A 14,729-nucleotide genomic window follows, 5' to 3' on the forward strand; every position below is an offset into this window, starting at 1 on the left:
TCTTTGATTGGGCAGATACCTAGGCGGTCGCAACCCGAATGCCAAGCAGGTCATTGACCTTGTCCCCCCACCTGCGCGACACAATGGCGCGAACAGGCGAGAGGAGCGGGACATGGGCTGGAAAACGCTGGACGATATGGATCTGGACGGCAAAAGGGTGCTGGTGCGGGTGGACATCAATGTGCCTGTGGAGGACGGGCGTGTCACCGACACCACCCGGATCGACCGTATTGTGCCAACCGTGCAGGACATTCTGGCCAAGGGCGGCAAGCCCATCCTGCTGGCGCATTTCGGACGGCCAAAAGGCAAGGTTGTGCCGGAAATGTCGCTGCGCGTGACCTTGCCCGCTCTTGAGGCCGCATTGGGCCGGGAGGTGCATTTCATGGAGCGCCCGGCACCGGAGGCCCTCGGGTCCTTGCCCGAGGGCGCGGTGGTGTTGGTGGAAAACACGCGCTTTGCTGCAGGAGAAGAGGCCAACGATCCCGGCATGGCGCAGTTCCTGGCCACACTGGGCGATGTGTTCTGCAACGACGCCTTCTCGGCCGCGCACCGGGCGCACGCCTCGACCACCGGGGTCGCCCATCTGCTGCCGTCCTGCGCGGGGCGGCTCATGCAGGCCGAACTGGGTGCGCTGGAGGCTGCGCTCTCCACCCCGAAAAAACCGGTCGGCGCCGTGGTCGGCGGTGCCAAGGTCTCCACCAAGATCGCCCTGCTGGAAAATCTGGTGGGCAAACTGGATCTGCTGGTGATCGGCGGCGGCATGGCGAACACCTTTCTGGCAGCACAGGGCGCCGAACTGGGCACATCGCTGCGCGAGCCGGACTACCTGGACACGGCACGGGCCATCCTCACGGCGGCGGGGCGTGCGGGCTGCCGGGTTCTGTTGCCTGTGGATGGTCTGGCGGCACGGGAATTTGCGGCAGGAGTAGAGTACGAGACCGTCTCGCTCGGGGCCGACACGCAGCTGGCTGACAACCAGATGATACTGGATGCGGGACCCGACAGCGTCGCAGCGGTGGAAGCCGCCTTTGAGGGGTTGTCAACGCTCATCTGGAACGGCCCATTGGGCGCTTTTGAGATCCCCCCCTTTGATCAGGCGACAACAGCTGCCGCGCGCGCAGCCGCAAGGATGACCCGGGCGGGCACGCTTGTCTCCGTTGCGGGCGGCGGCGATACGGTGGCCGCGCTGAACCACGCGGGTGCGGCAGCAGATTTCACCTATGTCTCCACCGCAGGCGGCGCGTTTCTGGAGTGGATGGAAGGCAAGGAATTGCCCGGCGTAGCCGCTTTGATGGGTTGAGCCTGTCAGAGAAACCTTTGCAAAATCGGGCCATTGTGTCATAAGCGGGTCACGCCCACCAAGAGGCATGAGGCACGGCAGATGACACGACAGACACGCCCCGCGTTGAGCACATTTGTGTTCTTTACCCTGGCTCTGGGTCTCGCAACCTATTTCACGTTCGCCGCCGTCCAAGGCGATTTTGGCCTCTTTCGCCGGGCGGAGATCACCGCCGAGGCACGAGCGCTGCAATCGCAGCTGGACGTCGTCGGTGGCGAAGTCGCCCGGATGGAGAACCTCACGCGGCGGCTCTCGGACGGGTTTCTCGACCTCGATCTGCTGGACGAACAGGCACGTGGCGTGCTGGGCATGATCCGCGCGGATGAATTGGTGATCCGCTAGGCGAGACGGCGCACCACCTGCCCGGCCAGATTGCCCCTCGTCAGGGGTTTCCGAATCCGATAAAAGATAGTTTAACGCTAAACTATCTGCCCGGAACAGGGCGCGATGAGGGAGAACCGCTCTGATGGCACCGCGAAAATCCGCCAAGAAACCCAATGTATCCGCCGACGAGTTGAAGGCCTATTACCGGGACATGCTGCTGATCCGGCGGTTCGAGGAAAAGGCGGGCCAGCTTTACGGCATGGGTCTGATCGGCGGGTTCTGCCATCTTTATATCGGGCAGGAAGCGGTTGTGGTCGGGCTGGAAGCTGCCGCGGAAGAAGGCGACAAGCGCATCACCTCCTACCGCGATCACGGTCATATGCTGGCCTGCGGCATGGATCCCAACGGGGTGATGGCGGAGCTGACGGGCCGCGAGGGGGGCTACTCCAAGGGTAAGGGCGGCTCCATGCACATGTTCTCCAAGGAGAAGCACTTCTACGGCGGGCACGGGATCGTGGCGGCTCAGGTGCCGTTGGGCGCGGGCCTGGCCTTTGCGGACAAATACAAGGGCAACGATCGCGTCACCTTTACCTATTTCGGTGATGGCGCGGCCAACCAAGGGCAGGTCTATGAGGCCTACAACATGGCAGAGCTGTGGAACCTGCCCGTCGTCTTTGTGATCGAGAACAACCAATACGCCATGGGCACCTCCACCAAACGCTCCACCCATTCGCCATCGTATTGGGAGCGGGGCGCAGCCTACGGCATCAAGGGCGAAGAGGTGGACGGGATGGACGTTCTGGCGGTGAAAGCCGCCGGGCAAAAGGCTGTCGAGGTCTGCCGCGCGGGCGAAGGCCCCTATATTCTGGAGATCAAGACCTACCGCTACCGCGGCCACTCCATGTCGGACCCGGCCAAGTACCGCACCCGCGAAGAAGTCCAGAAAATGCGTGACGAGCGCGACCCCATCGAAGCCGTACGCTCCATGCTGCTGACCGGCAAGCACGCCAGCGAAGAGGACCTCAAGGCCATCGACAAGGAGATCAAGGACATCGTGAACGAAAGCGCGGAGTTTGCCAAAACCTCGCCGGAGCCAGCAGTCGAAGAGCTCTGGACCGACATCTACGCAACCGAAGTCCCGCAGGAGGCTTGATCCATGGCAGTTGAAATTCTGATGCCCGCGCTGAGCCCCACGATGGAAGAAGGCACGCTCGCCAAATGGCTGGTCAAGGAAGGCGACACCGTGTCCTCCGGTGACATCATGGCCGAGATCGAGACGGACAAGGCCACGATGGAGTTTGAAGCCGTCGATGAAGGCACCATTGGCAAGATCCTCATCGAAGAGGGCACCGAAGGCGTCAAGGTGAACACCGCTATTGCCGTCCTGCTGGAAGATGGCGAGAGTGCGGATGATATCGACACCGCCGCCGCCAAGCCCGCGTCGGCCCCGGTACCCGCGGACAGGGAACAGTCGTCCGAGACGGCACCGGCGGCGGGCATGTCCCATCCCGAGCCGGAAGTGGATACCAGCCCGGACTGGCCCGACGGGACCACGCTGAAACAGCAGACCGTGCGCGAGGCCCTGCGCGACGGGATGGCCGAAGAGATGCGCCGCGATGACAGCGTCTTTCTGATGGGTGAAGAGGTTGCCGAATACCAAGGCGCCTACAAGATCAGCCAAGGCATGCTGGACGAATTCGGATCCAAGCGCGTCATTGACACGCCGATCACGGAACACGGGTTTGCGGGGATGGGTGTTGGTGCCGCCTTTGGTGGGCTGCGCCCGATTGTGGAGTTCATGACCTTCAACTTTGCCATGCAGGCCATCGACCAGATCATCAACTCCGCGGCCAAGACGCTTTATATGTCGGGCGGTCAGATGGGCGCGCCCATGGTCTTCCGCGGCCCCAACGGTGCCGCTGCCCGTGTCGGTGCCCAGCACAGCCAGGACTATGCGGCATGGTACATGCAGGTGCCGGGCCTCAAGGTCGCCATGCCTTACTCCGCCTCCGATTACAAAGGGTTGATGAAAACCGCGATCCGCGATCCCAACCCGGTGATTTTCTTGGAAAACGAGATCCTCTACGGGCGCAGCTTTGATGTACCGGAACTCGATGACTACACCGTGCCTTTCGGCAAGGCACGGATCTGGCGCGAGGGCGAGGATGTAACCATCGTCAGCTTTGGCATCGGGATGAGTTACGCGTTTGCCGCCGCTGACAAACTGGCCGAGGACGGTATCTCCGCCGAGGTGATCGACCTGCGCACGCTGCGCCCAATGGACACCGGCGCGATCCTGAAATCCGTCATGAAGACCAACCGCTGCGTCACCGTCGAGGAAGGCTGGCCGCAGGGGTCTGTGGGCAATTACATCTCCTCGGTGATCATGCAGGAGGCTTTCGACTACCTCGACGCGCCGGTGATCAACTGCACCGGCAAGGACGTGCCCATGCCCTATGCGGCCAACCTCGAAAAGCTGGCGCTCGTGACCACCGACGAGGTCATCGAGGCCGTGAAACAAGTCACCTACAAGTAAGGAGCGCGCAAGATGCCTACAGAAATTCTCATGCCCGCGCTCTCACCCACCATGGAAGAAGGCACCCTCGCCAAATGGCACGTCAAGGAGGGCGATACCGTCAACTCCGGTGACATCATGGCCGAGATCGAAACCGATAAGGCCACAATGGAATTCGAGGCGGTGGACGAAGGCACCATCGGCAAGATCCTGGTGGATGAAGGCACCGAAGGCGTCAAGGTCAACACCGCCATCGCCGTGCTGCTGGAAGACGGCGAAAACGCCGATGATATCGGCGAGGTGTCGGAGGCGCCCAAGGAAGATGCCTCCTCCAACATGGCCCCGGCAGAGGCGTCTGATGCGACAGCACCAGCGGCGGGTCATGGCCGGGGTGCCACTGATGCAAGCCCGGCACCCGCAGCACCGGCTGCCGCCGATGGTAGCCGTATCTTCGCCTCACCATTGGCGCGCCGCATCGCCGCCGACAAGGGGCTCGATCTGGCGCAAATCAAGGGCTCCGGCCCGCGCGGTCGCATCGTCAAGGCGGATGTGGAGAGCGCCACCGCCGAGACCCCCAAAGCTGCGGCAGCAGCGACCTCCGACGCCCCCGCCAAATCAGCCCCTGCTGCCCCTGCGTCGGGTCCTTCTGCCGATGCGGTTATGGCCATGTACGAGGGCCGCGAATTCGAAGAGATCAGCCTCAACGGGATGCGTAAGACCATCGCCGCACGCCTGACAGAAGCGAAACAGTCGATCCCGCATTTCTACCTGCGCCGCGACATCGAGCTTGATGCGCTGCTGGCCTTCCGCGGTCAGCTTAACAAACAGCTCGAAGCCCGCTGCGTGAAGCTGTCGGTCAATGACTTCATCATCAAGGCCTGCGCGCTGGCGCTGCAAACGGTACCTGACGCCAACGCGGTCTGGGCCGGTGACCGGATGCTGAAACTCACCCCTTCCGATGTGGCCGTGGCCGTCGCCATCGACGGTGGGCTCTTCACCCCGGTGCTGAAGGACGCGGAGATGAAATCCCTCTCCGCGCTCTCTGCTGAGATGAAAGACCTCGCCGCCCGCGCGCGCGACCGCAAGCTCGCGCCCCAGGAATACCAGGGCGGCAGCTTCGCGATCTCCAACCTGGGCATGTTCGGCATCGACAACTTCGACGCGGTGATCAACCCGCCCCATGGCGCGATCCTGGCCGTGGGCGCGGGTGTTAAAAAGCCGATCGTCGGCGCAGACGGTGAGCTTGCGGTCGCCACGGTGATGTCAGTCACACTGTCGGTCGATCACCGGGTGATCGACGGCGCGCTCGGCGCGCAGCTGTTGCAGGCCATCAAGGAAAACCTTGAGAACCCGATGACCATGCTCGCGTAAAAGGACGGTCGTTGAACGAAAAAGCCGCCTGTATCCGCTGGCGGCTTTTTTGCCTCGCAGGTCGTCGTCTCGTGAGGTCGGGCAAGATCTGGATCGCACTCCCCGGCTCGAAGTCTGCGGTTCACGCAGCCTGTGATCTCAGAGGCACGCCGCAATAGCAGGGTGAGACGCCTTGTGTATCGGCATGAAATATGCCGTGCAAAATTTTGATTTATAAACTTAATAGTCACGCATTTACAGATCGATCGGCGGCGGACTGTCTTCGGGTGGGGGCGATTCGTCCGGCTTACGGCGAATGATGATATCGCCGTTCGGCAGCACCTCGGGCGCCTCGTATCGCGACCAATCCTCTACCTCTTCCATCAGCTCACCCAGAGCCGGACCCATCTCCGCCATAAAGCCGCGCATGCCCTCAAAGGCCGGTTCCATTTCTTCCAGCAGGCCCTCCAGGAACTGCTGCATGCCCCGCTCCATCGGGCTGGGGGCTTGGTCGTCCTGGGCCGATAGCGGCGCTGCACAGACCGCGGCCAGCGCACATGCAAGATACAAGCGTCTCATGAAGCCTAATATAGGGTGCCACCGGCTGTGATGCGAGCCCCGCCGTCAGGCCGCATTCTGGGTGATCTCATCCCAGGCGCGGTTTATGTCCGCCATCCGCTTTTGCGCGAGCTGTCGCGCTTCCTCCGGCAGACCACGGGCGATCATCGCGTCGGGGTGATTGTCGCGCACCAGACCGCGCCAGACTGACCGGATCTCGGCCAGAGGCATATCCGGGCTGACGCCCAGCACAGCGTAGGGGTCCGCTCCTTCACGCGGAATAAACCGCATCTTGAGCCTGCTGAATTCCGCCTCCGGCACACCGAAGATATCCGCGACCCGCTCGAGAAACGCGTCTTCGTTCGGGTGGTAGAAACCATCGGCCATCGCGATGTGAAACAGCCCCTCCAGCAGATCGCGCAGGGTCTCTGGCTGGGCTTTGAACATATCGCGGATCCGCGTGGCGTAGTCCTCGAACCCTGCCACATCCTGCCGGGCAAGGTTGAACACCTGTGCCGCACCCGCCTCGTCCTGATCGGCAATATGAAAAACGTCACGAAAGGCCGTGACCTCATCACGTGTCACCTGACCGTCGGCCTTGGCCATCTTGGCGCCAAGCGCAATGACGGCGATGGTGAAAGCGACCGAGCGTTCAGGCGGGCTGCGCAGCTTCTCGAACACCGCAGACAGACCTTCGCCCGTCGCCAGAGCCGACAGCGCGTCAGAGATGCGGGACCAGATGGACATGGCGATACCTTACCGGCTTGACCCGACCGTGTCAGCGGTAACCGGCGGGGTTCAGAGGATTTTCTGCATCAGAACGAGGTCGAGCCATTGCCCGGACTTGCGACCTACTTGCGGCATCCGGGCCACTTCCAAGAAGCCGAGACGCCCATGAAAGGCCTGCGCGTCCTGATTGGTGTTGCTGATTGCTGCGATCATCACATGAATGCTATCCGCGCGCGCGGCCTCTTCCAGTCGCGCCATCAAGGCCCGGCCAAGCCCCGTACCCTGCGCGTCCGCTGACAGGATGATCGTGTGCTCGACCGTGGCAGTATAGCCGGGTCCCGGGCGGAACGGGCCGTATGTGGCAAATCCAACCGGCTCCGGCCCATCACCGGCGACAAAGAACGCCCCCGGCCGTTGGGTGATAAGCGACGCAACCTCTTCTTGCGTCTTTTCAATGGTGGTGAAAGTCGATGTCGTCTCGCGGATCATCGCGTTCCAAAGCGCTGCGATCAGGGGCGCATCCTCGACGACCGCCACCCGAATCATTTGCCCAGCTCGCGCGGCCCCTGCGGTGTGTCGAAGACCGCGTGCAGACCTGCTGCCCCCTGCTCATAGGACAGCCGATCATCCGCCAGATGCGGCGCCAGCCTGTCACAGATCCGGGCGGCCTGCGGATGACGAATTGTCAGGCGCCGCAACCGAATGCCCGAGTGCGCGAGCATCAACGCCGGGTGCTGCTGCGTATCCCATGTGATCAGCGCCGGAGCACAGTTGTCATACGGCAGCACACCGCTCTGTGGTACGGCCATACGCCAGCGCAGATCGCCGCGCCGCAACGCCACCGGTGCGCCCATCTCGGGCCCAAGTGCGGCGAGAGCAGTCTCCAGATCCGCCGTCCGGCAAATCCAGTTGGTCAGCCTTGGCCCGCCCTCGAACCGGTCCAGATCGAACCAACGCGCCCGGTCAGGCGCGGGTGCTGTGGGGTTGATCGCGATGGCTTCCAGATACAGCCCATCCTCCAGCCCCAGCAACGCGTTGTGGGTATGAAAGACCGCGTGCTCCCCGCCCGGTTGCATCGACACGCCGAGTGCGGCCTCGACGTGGTCACGGGCCGCGGTAAGCGTATCGCCAGCCACCGCCAGATGGTCCAGCACAAGCATCGGCTCAGGCCGCGCTGCGCGCTGTGCGGATCAATGTCAGGATATCCTGTGCTGCCTTGGGGATGTTGGTGCCGGGGCCAAAGATCGCCTTGACGCCCGCATCATAGAGAAACTGATAGTCCTGCTGCGGAATGACTCCGCCACAGATGACAAGGATATCTTCCGCGCCCGCGTCCTTCAGGGCAGCGACCAGTTGCGGGGCCAGTGTTTTGTGCCCAGCGGCCTGACTGCTGATGCCGATCACATGCACATCATTGTCGACCGCATCCTGCGCCGCCTCCGCCGGGGTCTGAAAAAGCGGGCCCACATCCACGTCAAAGCCGATGTCGGCAAAGGCGGTCGCGATCACCTTGGCGCCACGGTCGTGCCCGTCCTGACCCATCTTGACGACCAGCATCCGTGGGCGGCGGCCTTCGTCCTCCGCAAAGCGCTCGACCGCGTACTGGATCTCCGCAAACCCCGCGTCGCCCTCGTAGGCAGCGCCATAGACCCCGGCCAGCGTCTTCACCTCGGCTCGGTGGCGTCCAAACGTCTTTTCCATCGCCATGCTGATCTCTCCCACCGTGGCCCGTGCCCGGGCTGCTTCGATCGCCGCTTCGAGCAGGTTGCCACCCTCCGCTGCACATGTACTGAGGGCATCCAGCGCCGCCTCGCAGGCTGCCTCATCCCGGTTGGCGCGGATCTTCTTCAAGCGGTCCACCTGGCTCTGCCGGACGGCGGCGTTGTCGATGTCCAGAATGTCGATGGGGTCCTCGGTCTCGCGGCGATACTTGTTCACGCCCACGATCACCTCTGTACCGCGATCAATGTTGGCCTGACGTGTGGCCGCCGCTTCCTCGATGCGCAGTTTTGGCATGCCGGAGGCGACGGCCTTGGTCATCCCCCCCAACGCCTCGACCTCTTCGATCAGCTGCCACGCAGCGTCGGCGAGATCTGCCGTCAGTTTCTCTACGTAGTAGGACCCGGCAAGCGGATCCACGACATTCGTCACCCCGGTTTCTTCCTGTAAAATCAATTGCGTATTGCGCGCAATTCGACTGGAAAACTCAGTGGGCAGGGCAATGGCCTCATCCAGCGCGTTTGTATGCAACGACTGCGTCCCCCCCAGAACAGCGCTCATCGCCTCATAGGCGGTGCGCACCACATTGTTGTAGGGATCCTGTTCCTGCAAGCTGACGCCGGAGGTCTGGCAATGGGTACGAAGCATCGAGGATTTGGGATTCTTCGGCTCAAACTCCGCCATGATCCGCGACCACAAGAGCCGGGCGGCGCGCAGTTTCGCCGCCTCCATAAAGAAATTCATGCCAATCGCGAAAAAGAACGACAGCCGCCCGGCGAAGCGGTCCACATCCATGCCGCGGGCAATGGCCGTGCGCACGTACTCGCGCCCATCCGCCAAGGTGAAGGCAAGCTCCTGCACAAGGTTGGCGCCCGCCTCCTGCATGTGGTACCCCGAGATCGAAATCGAGTTGAACTTCGGCATGTAATCACTTGTATATTCGATGATATCCGCAATGATCCTCATAGAGGGCTCCGGCGGGTACACGTAGGTATTGCGGACCATGAACTCCTTGAGAATATCGTTCTGAATGGTCCCCGACAGCAGCGATTTGTCATGCCCCTGCTCCTCGCCAGCGACGATAAAATTCGCCAAGATGGGAATAACCGCCCCGTTCATCGTCATGGACACCGACACCTGATCGAGCGGGATGCCGTCAAAGAGGATCTTCATATCCTCAACACTGTCGATGGCGACCCCTGCCTTGCCAACATCGCCTTCGACCCTTGGGTGATCACTATCGTAGCCACGGTGCGTCGCCAGATCGAAGGCCACGGACACACCCTGCTGACCCGCTGCGAGCGCACGGCGGTAAAAAGCGTTGCTTTCCTCGGCGGTGGAAAAACCTGCGTATTGCCGGATCGTCCAGGGCCGACCGGCGTACATGGTGGCCTTGACCCCGCGGGTGTAGGGCGCTTCGCCCGGGATGCTGCCCAGATGGTCAAGCTCGCCTATATCATCGGCTGTATAGAGCGGCTGAACAGCGATGCCTTCCAGCGTTTGCCAGGTCAGATCGTCGAGGGGTTTGCCGCGCAGCTCGGCTTCAGCCAGGGCGCGCCATCTTTCTTTCTTCTCGCTCATCACCATGTCCTTTTGATTGCGCCCCGACCGGCAGCATTGTCGCCGCTCTTGTCCGGGGGAAACTCTCCGTCAGCGTGGCCAGACCGTCGGCACCGCCGATCAACCACATCATATCATCCGCGTAAGCCTCTCGAAGTGCGGCATATTCCTCACTTGTAAATGGGCTCCAGCTTTCCATGCCAAAGGGCAGGATGCTGCCATCCTCGCCCCTTTCGGCCAACAAGCGGCGCAGTTCAGGCAATTGCGGTGTGCGGTTGCGCAATGTCCGATCCGTGTTGCGCGGCACGTCAACGTCAAGAGCCGCAGCAAGCAGCGCGTCCGGGCGGGCACTGAACCGCTCAGCGGGCAGGATCTCCAGCGCCACATCGGGGACCGACTGAGCGATCTCCGTGATCACATCACGCCAGGACCGGTGACCGTTTGCAATTCCCGCCAACCGCTCGCGATCCGGCAGCTTGGCCCCCTGGGCCACGCCGAACCCCACCAGGGAACGCCAGTACACATCCAGACTGCGGGGGCACAGAATGATCCGCTGAACCTGTCCTTCGAACGCCGCGACATGACGCGCCACCCGCGCACCCGCCTTTGGATAGAGCACACCGGTTTCCAGGTTTTCACCGATCGTCCCCAGAAAATCCGCATCACTGACCAACAGCCGCTGCAGACCGCGCACACGCGCCGCCGCCATCATCACCTGCAGTCGGCTCCCGGCGCGCAGGATGACCTCGTCCTCGCCCTCAGCCTCACTGTCTGCGAAGAGCCCGCGGCGCGGTTCAACGGGACCCCAAAAGGCAGCACCCGCGGCAACCAGAGCCTCTGATTGCAACGCAGCATACGCCTGAAATGTCGTCGTCGCAGTGCGATGCGCACCGATGTGAAGCGTGACATCCATGATCCGTCTGGACCCGATTGAAAAGGCCGCCCCGTTCGGCCGGAATGCGGGGAGGACTTTCACCATTAACCGCAATCCCTTGCCGTTGATTTAATGGTGAATTTGCGTGCATTTGACATCGCAAACCTCTGCAACACCCCTATATAACACAACACAGGAGGCGCGATGAAACCCATATTACCCATTGTTATGGCTTGCTTTTTTGCCAACACCGGTGCCGCGCAAACCGCGGAGCCGGAACCGATGCCGGAGCTGTTTACCACCATGGATGAGGTGAATTTGAACCAATTCAAATGGAAAAACCGCCCCATCGTCGTCTTTGCCGACAGCGAGGACAACCCCGCATTTGACGAACAGATGCGGCTGCTGCGCCAACGACCCAATGATCTGATCGAACGCGATGTGGTCGTGATCACCGATACTGACCCCGAGGCGATGTCCGATCTGCGCCGCAAACTGCGCCCGCGCGAATTCATGCTGGTGATCATCGGCAAGGACGGCGGCGTGAAACTGCGCAAACCCTTTCCGTGGGACGTGCGCGAGATCAGCCGCAGCATCGACAAGATGCCCATGCGCCAGCGCGAGATCCGCGAAGCCAAAGAGCGCGCCCGCGAGGACGTGCCAGGATAGGGCGCAACGCGGATCACTCGAATTCCATGATCACATCATCAACGGCGAGGCTGTCGCCCTCGCCCGCGTTGATCTTGGCCACCGTGCCCTTGCGTTCTGCACGCAGGATATTCTCCATCTTCATGGCCTCAATGGTGCAGAGTGCCTGACCGTCCTGAACCTCGTCGCCGACGGCGACAGTCATCTTGACCACCAAGCCCGGCATCGGGCAGAGCAGCATCTTGGAGGTGTCGGGCGGCAGTTTTTCCGGCATCCGGCGCGCCAGCTCCGCCTGCCGCGGAGTGCGCACGTGGACCTTGATGTCAGCCCCCCGCGTGCGGATACGGAAACCGCCCGAAATCTTGCCCACCTTCAACACCAGCGGACGCCCCCCGACCTGCAATTGTGCCAGCTGGTCGCCCGGCGTCCAGTCGCTGGTGACACGCAGATCGCTGCCATTGATGGTCACGGTTGCCCCCTCAAGGTCCGCGGCAATCACCGCATCATAGTCATGCCCCTGAAGGCGCAGGTTCCAGTCCGAGCCGACTTTGCGTTCGTGGTTGTCCATCCGGCCCGAGACCCGGGCGCGCCGGATCTCCGCCACCCGATGCATGGCCGCGCAGGCTGCCGCGATCCGCTGTAGCTCGTCCTCGGGCAAGGTCACGCCTTCGAACCCGTCGGGATACTCCTCGCCTATAAAGGCGGTGGTCATATCACCGGAGGTGAACTTGGGGTGATCCATCACCGCGGACAGGAACGGCAGGTTGTGCCCGATGCCCTCCACCTCAAAGCTGTCCAGCGCCACGCGCATCGCCTCGATGGCAGCATCCCGCGTCGGCGCCCAGGTGCAGAGCTTCGCGATCATCGGATCGTAATACATGCTGATCTCGCCGCCCTCGTAGACGCCAGTGTCGTTGCGCACCGCCGCCTCCCCCTCGGGCGCGTCGCCTTGCCATTTGTCGTTCACCAGCAACGGCCCCGCGGCGATCTCCTGCGGCGGGCGGTAGCGGGTCAGGCGACCGATGGACGGCAAAAAGCCGCGGTAGGGATCCTCGGCATAGAGTCGGTTCTCGATGGCCCAGCCAGTCAGTGTCACATCGTCCTGGGTGATGCTCAGCGCCTCGCCCTTGGCCACGCGGATCATCTGCTCCACCAGATCCACACCCGTGATCAACTCGGTCACCGGGTGCTCCACCTGCAACCGTGTGTTCATCTCAAGGAAGTAGAAATTCTTATCACCATCAACGATGAATTCCACGGTGCCAGCACTTGCGTAGCCCACCGCCTGCGCCAGTGAGACCGCCTGCTCGCCCATGGCCTTGCGGGTCGCGGCGTCGAGGAACGGGCTCGGCGCCTCCTCCACTACCTTCTGGTTGCGGCGCTGGATCGAACACTCCCGCTCGCCCAGATAGATGCCGTTGCCATGGGTATCGCACAGCACCTGTATTTCGATATGCCGCGGCTGCGTCACAAATTTCTCGATAAAGATGCGGTCATCGCCAAAGGAGTTCGCCGCCTCGTTCTTGGAAGACTGAAACCCCTCGCGGGCCTCTTCGTCATTCCAGGCGATGCGCATGCCCTTGCCGCCACCGCCCGCCGAAGCCTTGAGCATCACCGGATAGCCGATCTCACCCGAGATCTTCACCGCCTCGTCGGCATCCTCAATGAGGCCCATGTAGCCGGGTACGGTGGAGACGCCCGCCTCCTGCGCGATCTTCTTGGATGTGATCTTGTCGCCCATGGCCTCGATCGCGCCTTTGGGCGGCCCGATAAAGGCGACACCGGCCGCCGCCAGCGCTTCGGCAAATTTCGCATTCTCGGAAAGGAACCCGTAGCCCGGGTGCACCGCCTGCGCGCCAGAGCTGCGAACGGCCTCCATCACCTTGTCGATGACGATGTAGGATTGGTTGGCGGGCGCCGGGCCAATGTGCACCGCCTCATCGGCCATCTGCACGTGCAGCGCTTGCTTGTCCGCGTCCGAATAGATTGCCACGGTACTGATCCCTATCTTGCGGGCAGTCTTGATAACGCGGCAGGCAATCTCGCCGCGGTTGGCGATGAGGATCTTATCGAACATGATCAGGCTTTCTGAGAAGGGATCGGGAGGCACCCGGTCCGGCACGTAAAAAAACCGCGCGCCCGGAGGCGCACGGCTGGGATCTAAGATGTTTTGATGCGCGCTCGGTGCGCCCGTGGTAACCGCTAGTTACAGCGTCCGGGGTTGAGCTGGCAGTAAGCGACATTGCCTGCCGCACCGATGGCCGCTCCTTCGAGCACCCCGTTGCCGGTGATGACGCTGGCACCGGCGCCGATGGCCGCACCGCCCGCGGCTTGTTGGCCCAAGGTGTCACCGCAGGCCGCAAGACCGGCACAGGCCGCAATGGCGAGAAGAAACTTTTTGACTGGCATGGTTCTAATCCTTTCGGTTCCCATTTCCACAAATGGTTAACGCCGCCCGCGCGCACGGGGTTCCGCGCCTGCCGAGAGCCCAAGAAAAAAGCGGGCAGTCCAGTCGCTTGCGCGTTGCACTGCCCGCCAGGGGAAGGGGTACGAATAGTGTACGCAGGCACGGTGCGGGGATAGTCGCGTGTGCCTGCTCGAACCACAATACCCGCGTCGGTTGCATCGTCTACCGGTTTCACACCAGAGCTCACAGAATGGGCCGGTACCCGCCGGTTGAGGGGCAAAACAGGCGGGATCATGCCGATGCCTCCCCGAAAACCTCTGGAAACGACCGGCGCGCTACCGCTTCATCAATGACCAGAAGAGCCTCGTAGTCAGCTGGATCGAAGGGGTCAGTTGCCGGGACAACTTCACGCTCGAAGAGCCAGGACAGACGTCCCGCATCAAGATTGCCGCGCTCAAAGGGGTCTGGACCAAAATGCTCCCACAACGCCGCGAAAAACGCTGCGTCTGCGCGGCGATCAGCGGGCTTTCTGTCCCGGAAACGTTCACGTCGGGTCAGTGGGGTTACCCCGCGCGGGTTGAACCTGCGCAGGGTAAATTGATAGTCGGTGCCCGGCAAACGTCCGGGAAAACCACGATGTTTCAGCATCTTGGCCTCCGCAGCGACGCTGCCGGCGCAGACAGGTAAGTGGGGTCGCAACACCCCC

General features: G+C 62.3%; 15 protein-coding genes. 6 read left to right on the plus strand and 9 right to left on the minus strand.

Annotated elements, in window-relative coordinates; all coding sequences use genetic code 11:
- The first annotated feature begins 112 nt into the window (after positions 1-112).
- The 5 genes from Q1A53_RS02780 (at position 113) to Q1A53_RS02800 (ending at position 5,549) form a co-directional block, all read left to right on the plus strand.
- Positions 113-1,300: a phosphoglycerate kinase gene (locus Q1A53_RS02780; protein ID WP_299962685.1), complete on the plus strand. Its 1,188-nt coding sequence runs from the start codon at positions 113-115 to the stop codon at positions 1,298-1,300.
- 81 nt (positions 1,301-1,381) lie between these two features.
- Positions 1,382-1,681, plus strand: coding sequence for a septum formation initiator family protein (locus Q1A53_RS02785; protein WP_299962687.1), 300 nt, complete (start codon positions 1,382-1,384; stop codon positions 1,679-1,681).
- 124 nt (positions 1,682-1,805) lie between these two features.
- Complete coding sequence (gene pdhA / locus Q1A53_RS02790; protein WP_299962689.1) at positions 1,806-2,816, plus strand: pyruvate dehydrogenase (acetyl-transferring) E1 component subunit alpha; 1,011 nt, start codon at positions 1,806-1,808, stop codon at positions 2,814-2,816.
- 3 nt (positions 2,817-2,819) lie between these two features.
- The gene (locus Q1A53_RS02795) at positions 2,820-4,199 is read left to right on the plus strand and encodes a pyruvate dehydrogenase complex E1 component subunit beta (protein ID WP_299962691.1); all 1,380 of its coding nucleotides are present in this window, start codon (positions 2,820-2,822) and stop codon (positions 4,197-4,199) included.
- Between the two features lie 12 nt (positions 4,200-4,211).
- Complete coding sequence (locus tag Q1A53_RS02800) at positions 4,212-5,549, plus strand: pyruvate dehydrogenase complex dihydrolipoamide acetyltransferase (protein WP_299962693.1); 1,338 nt, start codon at positions 4,212-4,214, stop codon at positions 5,547-5,549.
- 234 nt (positions 5,550-5,783) lie between these two features.
- Here the strand turns inward: Q1A53_RS02800 and Q1A53_RS02805 are convergent, their stop codons facing one another.
- The 6 genes from Q1A53_RS02805 to Q1A53_RS02830 are packed head-to-tail and all read right to left on the minus strand — an operon-like array spanning position 5,784 to position 11,073.
- A complete protein-coding gene (locus Q1A53_RS02805; protein ID WP_299962695.1) occupies positions 5,784-6,107 on the minus strand; it encodes a hypothetical protein in 324 nt (107 codons plus the stop codon).
- Between the two features lie 45 nt (positions 6,108-6,152).
- Positions 6,153-6,833: a molecular chaperone DjiA gene (locus tag Q1A53_RS02810; RefSeq protein WP_299962697.1), complete on the minus strand. Its 681-nt coding sequence runs from the start codon at positions 6,831-6,833 to the stop codon at positions 6,153-6,155.
- Positions 6,834-6,884: 51 nt separating this feature from the next.
- Complete coding sequence (locus Q1A53_RS02815; RefSeq protein WP_299962699.1) at positions 6,885-7,361, minus strand: GNAT family N-acetyltransferase; 477 nt, start codon at positions 7,359-7,361, stop codon at positions 6,885-6,887.
- Positions 7,358-7,975 carry a VOC family protein gene (locus tag Q1A53_RS02820; RefSeq protein WP_299962701.1) on the minus strand — a complete coding sequence of 206 codons (618 nt, stop codon included), beginning with the start codon at positions 7,973-7,975 and terminating at the stop codon, positions 7,358-7,360. Before Q1A53_RS02820 ends, Q1A53_RS02815 begins: the two co-directional genes overlap by 4 nt.
- A 4-nt stretch (positions 7,976-7,979) precedes the next feature.
- Positions 7,980-10,115, minus strand: coding sequence for a methylmalonyl-CoA mutase (gene scpA, locus Q1A53_RS02825; protein ID WP_299962703.1), 2,136 nt, complete (start codon positions 10,113-10,115; stop codon positions 7,980-7,982).
- Positions 10,078-11,073, minus strand: coding sequence for a hypothetical protein (locus tag Q1A53_RS02830; RefSeq protein WP_299962705.1), 996 nt, complete (start codon positions 11,071-11,073; stop codon positions 10,078-10,080). Before Q1A53_RS02830 ends, scpA begins: the two co-directional genes overlap by 38 nt.
- A 99-nt stretch (positions 11,074-11,172) precedes the next feature.
- On the opposite strand from Q1A53_RS02830, the gene Q1A53_RS02835 reads away from it, so the two are divergent.
- Positions 11,173-11,637 (plus strand): DUF4174 domain-containing protein, encoded by a 465-nt coding sequence (locus tag Q1A53_RS02835; RefSeq protein ID WP_299962707.1) that lies wholly within the window; start codon positions 11,173-11,175, stop codon positions 11,635-11,637.
- 13 nt (positions 11,638-11,650) lie between these two features.
- On the opposite strand, the gene Q1A53_RS02840 is transcribed toward Q1A53_RS02835, so the two are convergent.
- The 3 genes from Q1A53_RS02840 to Q1A53_RS02850 form a co-directional block, all read right to left on the minus strand.
- Positions 11,651-13,693: an acetyl/propionyl/methylcrotonyl-CoA carboxylase subunit alpha gene (locus tag Q1A53_RS02840; protein ID WP_299962709.1), complete on the minus strand. Its 2,043-nt coding sequence runs from the start codon at positions 13,691-13,693 to the stop codon at positions 11,651-11,653.
- A 125-nt stretch (positions 13,694-13,818) separates the two neighbouring features.
- The gene (locus tag Q1A53_RS02845) at positions 13,819-14,025 is read right to left on the minus strand and encodes a hypothetical protein (protein ID WP_299962711.1); all 207 of its coding nucleotides are present in this window, start codon (positions 14,023-14,025) and stop codon (positions 13,819-13,821) included.
- 289 nt (positions 14,026-14,314) lie between these two features.
- Positions 14,315-14,671: a hypothetical protein gene (locus tag Q1A53_RS02850; RefSeq protein WP_299962713.1), complete on the minus strand. Its 357-nt coding sequence runs from the start codon at positions 14,669-14,671 to the stop codon at positions 14,315-14,317.
- Between the last annotated feature and the right edge of the window lie 58 nt (positions 14,672-14,729).

Source organism: uncultured Roseobacter sp. (assembly GCF_947496515.1).
Classification (GTDB): Bacteria; Pseudomonadota; Alphaproteobacteria; order Rhodobacterales; family Rhodobacteraceae; genus Roseobacter.

Excerpts from the sequence above, each read along its gene's own strand:
- Q1A53_RS02780 (WP_299962685.1), top strand. The coding sequence starts at position 113 with ATGGGCTGGAAAACGCTGGACGATATGGATCTGGACGGCAAAAGGGTG.
- Q1A53_RS02785 (WP_299962687.1), top strand. The coding sequence starts at position 1,382 with ATGACACGACAGACACGCCCCGCGTTGAGCACATTTGTGTTCTTTACC.
- pdhA (WP_299962689.1), top strand. The coding sequence starts at position 1,806 with ATGGCACCGCGAAAATCCGCCAAGAAACCCAATGTATCCGCCGACGAG.
- Q1A53_RS02795 (WP_299962691.1), top strand. The coding sequence starts at position 2,820 with ATGGCAGTTGAAATTCTGATGCCCGCGCTGAGCCCCACGATGGAAGAA.
- Q1A53_RS02800 (WP_299962693.1), top strand. The coding sequence starts at position 4,212 with ATGCCTACAGAAATTCTCATGCCCGCGCTCTCACCCACCATGGAAGAA.
- Q1A53_RS02805 (WP_299962695.1), bottom strand. The coding sequence starts at position 6,107 with ATGAGACGCTTGTATCTTGCATGTGCGCTGGCCGCGGTCTGTGCAGCG.
- Q1A53_RS02810 (WP_299962697.1), bottom strand. The coding sequence starts at position 6,833 with ATGTCCATCTGGTCCCGCATCTCTGACGCGCTGTCGGCTCTGGCGACG.
- Q1A53_RS02815 (WP_299962699.1), bottom strand. The coding sequence starts at position 7,361 with ATGATTCGGGTGGCGGTCGTCGAGGATGCGCCCCTGATCGCAGCGCTT.
- Q1A53_RS02820 (WP_299962701.1), bottom strand. The coding sequence starts at position 7,975 with ATGCTTGTGCTGGACCATCTGGCGGTGGCTGGCGATACGCTTACCGCG.
- scpA (WP_299962703.1), bottom strand. The coding sequence starts at position 10,115 with ATGAGCGAGAAGAAAGAAAGATGGCGCGCCCTGGCTGAAGCCGAGCTG.
- Q1A53_RS02830 (WP_299962705.1), bottom strand. The coding sequence starts at position 11,073 with ATGGTGAAAGTCCTCCCCGCATTCCGGCCGAACGGGGCGGCCTTTTCA.
- Q1A53_RS02835 (WP_299962707.1), top strand. The coding sequence starts at position 11,173 with ATGAAACCCATATTACCCATTGTTATGGCTTGCTTTTTTGCCAACACC.
- Q1A53_RS02840 (WP_299962709.1), bottom strand. The coding sequence starts at position 13,693 with ATGTTCGATAAGATCCTCATCGCCAACCGCGGCGAGATTGCCTGCCGC.
- Q1A53_RS02845 (WP_299962711.1), bottom strand. The coding sequence starts at position 14,025 with ATGCCAGTCAAAAAGTTTCTTCTCGCCATTGCGGCCTGTGCCGGTCTT.
- Q1A53_RS02850 (WP_299962713.1), bottom strand. The coding sequence starts at position 14,671 with ATGCTGAAACATCGTGGTTTTCCCGGACGTTTGCCGGGCACCGACTAT.